Source organism: Zoogloea sp. (assembly GCF_028693495.1).
GTDB lineage: Bacteria > Pseudomonadota > Gammaproteobacteria > Burkholderiales > Rhodocyclaceae > Zoogloea.
Map to the genome: position 1 here is coordinate 1 of NZ_JAQUVG010000159.1, position 4,335 is coordinate 4,335.

Annotated in this window: 3 protein-coding genes; all 3 read right to left on the reverse strand. The window is 62.7% G+C overall.

What is annotated here, in order from left to right; genetic code table 11:
• Window positions 1-131 precede the first annotated feature (131 nt).
• The 3 genes from PHD22_RS16460 to PHD22_RS16470 all read right to left on the reverse strand — a co-directional run bounded on the left by PHD22_RS16460 (window position 132) and on the right by PHD22_RS16470 (window position 4,149).
• The gene (locus PHD22_RS16460) at window positions 132-2,381 is read right to left on the reverse strand and encodes a TonB-dependent siderophore receptor (RefSeq protein WP_299869391.1); all 2,250 of its coding nucleotides are present in this window, start codon (window positions 2,379-2,381) and stop codon (window positions 132-134) included.
• Between the two features lie 268 nt (window positions 2,382-2,649).
• Window positions 2,650-3,675 (reverse strand): extracellular solute-binding protein, encoded by a 1,026-nt coding sequence (locus PHD22_RS16465; protein WP_299869394.1) that lies wholly within the window; start codon window positions 3,673-3,675, stop codon window positions 2,650-2,652.
• Window positions 3,676-3,816: 141 nt separating this feature from the next.
• Window positions 3,817-4,149 carry a YkgJ family cysteine cluster protein gene (locus PHD22_RS16470; protein WP_299869396.1) on the reverse strand — a complete coding sequence of 111 codons (333 nt, stop codon included), beginning with the start codon at window positions 4,147-4,149 and terminating at the stop codon, window positions 3,817-3,819.
• Window positions 4,150-4,335: the final 186 nt, after the last annotated feature.

Consider the following 4,335-nt stretch of genomic DNA (forward strand, 5'->3'; position numbering starts at 1 on the left):
GGCGTGGGGGAGGAGGGCGGGAGTCAGTGGGTACCGTGCTGTGAATAAGCGTGATCAAACCCTGTCCCGGGGGGAGAGACCTTGCGCTGGATCAAGGTCTCTCCCGGGGGCTGCTCATTCCTTCGGAGGGGTCAGAACTTGATTGTGCCCGTCAGGTAGAAAGTCCGGCCGACGCCCGGCACGTAATGCCCGTTGGCATACATGGAGTCCGCATAGAGCTTGTTGCCGAGGTTGATCAGGTTGGCCTTGAAGGTGAGCCGTTCCGGAATGGCTTCGTATTCGGCCATCGCATCGTAAGTGACGTAGCCTTCGGAGTAGAAGCCCGGGTTGCGGTTCGGCGTCATTTTGGTGCGGCCGTTGGCGCCGACGCCAGCCCGGATCTTGTCGGTGAACTGATAGGTGGTCCACAGGGAGCCCTGATGCTTCGGGATGAGGGAGGGGCGCTGTCCCTGGCCTTCGGCGCCCTCTGCGCCCTTGTCGATTTCGGCATCCCAGATCCAGGTGTAGGAGCCATAGACTTCCCAGCGCGGCGTGATCTTGCCGATCACGTCCGTTTCGAAGCCGGTGGCGTGACGCTTTCCGGACAGGACGGCGATGTTGAGCAGCGGATCCGTGTTGCGCTCGTTGAGCTTGACGCCACGGAACAGGGCGAAGCGGGTGCTCATGCGGCGGTCCGCGGAGTCGATCTTGGCGCCGAGTTCCACGTTCATGCTTTTTTCCGGCGGGGTGTTCACGTTCTGGGCGCTGTAGGAGTAGGTGTCGCCGGAGGTGTTGAACGAGGTACCGTAGGAAAGGTGGAAGGAGTGGCGCTCGGAGGGCTGGAACAGTACGCCGAACCGGTTGCTCATCTTGTAGATGGACTGCTGGTAGTTGGTGACGGCTCCGGTGTTCAGGTTGAAGGTGTCGTACAGGGCCGACATGCCGTCATAGCGCACACCGCCCAGGACTTTCCAGTGGGGAGCCACCTGGATCAGATCCTGGATGTAGGCACCTGCCGCCAGGCTTTCGAACTCGCTGGTCTTGGAGAGGAGCCGGGAGGATTCATCGACCCAGCCGGTCGCGCCGGCGCCGATGGTGGTGGTCGGCTTGGTGATGTTCACGCCGCCCTGGGCCGCCGTACGTGCGCCACGTACGATCTTCTTTTCCCATGCGAAGTCCACGCCGGTGAGCAGTTCGTGCTTCATGCCCCAGGCCTCGAACCTGGTGGAGAGATCGCTCTGGGCGAACAGGTTCTCCATGCTCTGGACCTTGAGGTGGGTGCCGCGGGTCAGCACGCTGTTCGGACCGAAGTTGCTCAGGTTCGCTGCAACGCCGCCCGGCTGGAGGGTCGCTGCACCGTAGCGGACTGCGCCAGTGCGCTGGTCTCGGTTGAAGTCACCCTTGCGGATCCGGGTCACCAGTTCGGTGTCGGCCGAAAAGCGATGGGTATGGGCGAGGGTCGCGTAGCCACCGGAACTGTGGTTGTAGTCGCTCCGGAGGCCAAAGTTGGCGGAAGGATCCACCGGCGTCATGACGGTCTGGCTGACCGGGGCGCCGGCATGTTTGCGAAGCCAGGGCACGCCGTAGTTGATGCCGTTGTTGTTTTCCAGGTAGTAGAAGCCCACCTCGAATTCGTCCCGGCTGCCAATCCCCCAGCGGTAGTCGGCGGCCACGCCGTACTTGTCCAGGCTGCTGCCCGCCCCGTTGTTGTCGGCCAGGGTGCGCATGGCGTTGACGCGCAGCGCGGAGTCGTCGCCCGTCTTGACGTTTATGTCGGCCACCACGCGGCGGTACTGGTAGCTGCCCAGGGTCACGTCCACCTGGTTTTCGTCGATCAGCCTGGCCTGCTTGTTGACCTGGTTGACGGCACCGCCGGTGGAGCCCCGCCCGAACAGCATGGAAGCGGAGCCACGCAGGACCTCGATGCGCTCCATGTTGAAGGTGTCGCGCTCGTAGAAGGCCGGATCCCGCATGCCGTCGATGAACAGGTCGCCGGTGGTGTTGAGGGGGAAGCCCCGCAGGCGGATGTCTTCCTCGCCGCCTTCAGCGGCCAGGAAAGTAACCCCCGAAGTCATCTTCAGGGCTTCCTTCAGGGTGTCGATCTTGCGATCGTCCAGCAGTTTTTCGGTGACGATGGTGATCGACTGGGGAATGTCGCGCAGGTCCTGCTTGCCCTTGCCGATGCGGGTTTTGGTGACGCGCAGGGCATCCTTGCCCTCGGGCTCCTTCTCGGCGGCACCTTTGACGACGACCGGCTTGAGCGTTTTGGTGGGGTCGTCGCCGGCAGCGGTTTGGGCCATGGCGCCGAAGGATGCGGCAAACATCATGGCGCCCAGGGGCATGATGACCTTGAAGGACGGATCGGGGGTCGCCAGCGTGCGGCGGTGTTTGTGGTGGACCAAAGGGGAAGCCTCCTCAACTGGATGAACCTGAAATCAGGTAGGGGATTCATGTCCTGAGGCTGGCTGGCTGGCTGGCCATGGGCATGGCGTCGAGTCTGGCTGGCTTGCGATAGGATCTGTCAGTATTTTAAATGTAAATGATAATGACTTGCAATAACGGTCGGCGGTTTGGGGTGAACATGGCTTTCAAACATCTTTCCCCGGCGGGATTCAAGACGTGAAAAACCCCGCGGTGCGGAGCACTCGCGGGGTTTTTCGGGCGGGTGGTTCAGCGGAAGCCGGCGCGGTCGTAGATGCGCTGGGCCTCGACCACACTTTCGGCGAGTTTGCCCACCGGCAGGGTGTCGGCCTTGAAACTGCCCCCCATGGCTTCCAGGCCCCGGTTGGATAGCTTGACGCCAGCCACCACGGGCCATTCGTTGTTGCCATTGGCAAAGTAGTCCTGGGCTTCCATGGAGGCCAGGTATTCCAGGAACTTGACCGCTGCCTGCTTGTGGGGAGCGGTCTTCAGCATGCCACCGCCGGAGATGTTGATATGGGTGCCGAAGCTGCCCTGGTTGGGCCAGATGATGCCGATGCGCTCCATGGCCTTGCGGTCCTCCGGCTTGGAGGACTTGAGCATCCGGGCCAGGTAGTAGGAGTTCACCAGGGCGACACCGCATTCACCTGCACCGACCGCCTTGATCTGGTCGGTGTCGCCACCCTTGGGGGCACGGGCGAAGTTGGCGACCAGACCCTTGGCCCATTCCTCGGTCCTGGCGGCGCCCAGATGCTGGATCAGGGCCGCACCCAGAGACAGGTTGTAGGCATGGCTGCCCGAGCGGGTGCAGACCTTGCCCTTCAGCGCCGGTTTGGCGAGGTCTTCGTAATTTCGTACTTGCTCGGCCTTCACGTCGAGCTTGTTATAGACGATTACCCGGGCCCGGGTGGAGTAGGCAAACCAGCGGTCGGTGCGCAGATGGGCGGGAATCGCTGCTTTGAGCGTCGGGGAGTCTACTGTGGCGAACAGGCCGTATTGGTCGGCAGCGGCCAGGCGGGCTGCATCCACGGTGATGAAGATGTCCGCCGGGCTGTTGGCGCCCTCGTTGCGGATCCGTTCCAGCAGCTCCTCTTCCTTGCCTTCAATGCGGTTGATCTTGATGCCGGTCTTGGCCGTGAAGTCGGTGTACAGGTTTTCGTCCGTCTGATAGTGGCGGGCGGTGTACAGGTTCAGCTCGGTGTCGGCGGCCTGGGCCTGGCTGGTGAGGGCCGCAGCACCAGCGAGGAGGACGGCAAGGGTTTTCAGCTTGATCATGATCGGACGTGACAGATCGGGAGGGTCGGGAATGAAATATTATCGAGACTTTTTCTTGGTTGCAAATGAAAGTCATTCGCAAGTGTGCCGAAAGGGATTGGGGTGGTCAGGCGGCTGGCCATTCAGGTCCGTCGCGGGCGCTCAGGCAGCCTGGGGGAGAGGATTCAGCGGGGGCAGGCCATGATGCAGGCGGGCCCGTTCGCATTTTTCGTCACCGGCCTGGACTTCCCGGCAGGCCTCCGGCCGTTGTGCATACACGGTGCAGGCGACGGTCTGTCCGATCTCGCCGCCCAGTGCGATGCAGCGGGGGCGACGCTGGCTGGTTCCGGCCATGCAGCTGAGCCAGGGGTTCACCTTCTCGGTGAGTTCAGGGGGCAGGCCGTTGGCCTCGGCCTCGGACCAGTAGAAGGAAATGCGGAAGTAGGCGCAGCAGGCACCGCAGTCGAGACAGGGGTTGGCGTCGTGAGTGGTCATCGGACGTCCGGCGTTGCAGTAATGGATGGAGTCTCCATTTTCCCATGCCTGGGGGCTTACAGCAGGACGAAATCCACTGGTCGGAGGGGGGAGGGGACATCCGGCAGGGCCCGGTAGCCGGCCAGGTCGATCTCGATGGTGCGTGTAATGGCGTCCAGCGGCAGGTCATTCTGGGCGCTGCCGAAG

Excerpts from the sequence above, each read along its gene's own strand:
- PHD22_RS16465 (WP_299869394.1), bottom strand. The coding sequence starts at position 3,675 with ATGATCAAGCTGAAAACCCTTGCCGTCCTCCTCGCTGGTGCTGCGGCC.
- PHD22_RS16470 (WP_299869396.1), bottom strand. The coding sequence starts at position 4,149 with ATGACCACTCACGACGCCAACCCCTGTCTCGACTGCGGTGCCTGCTGC.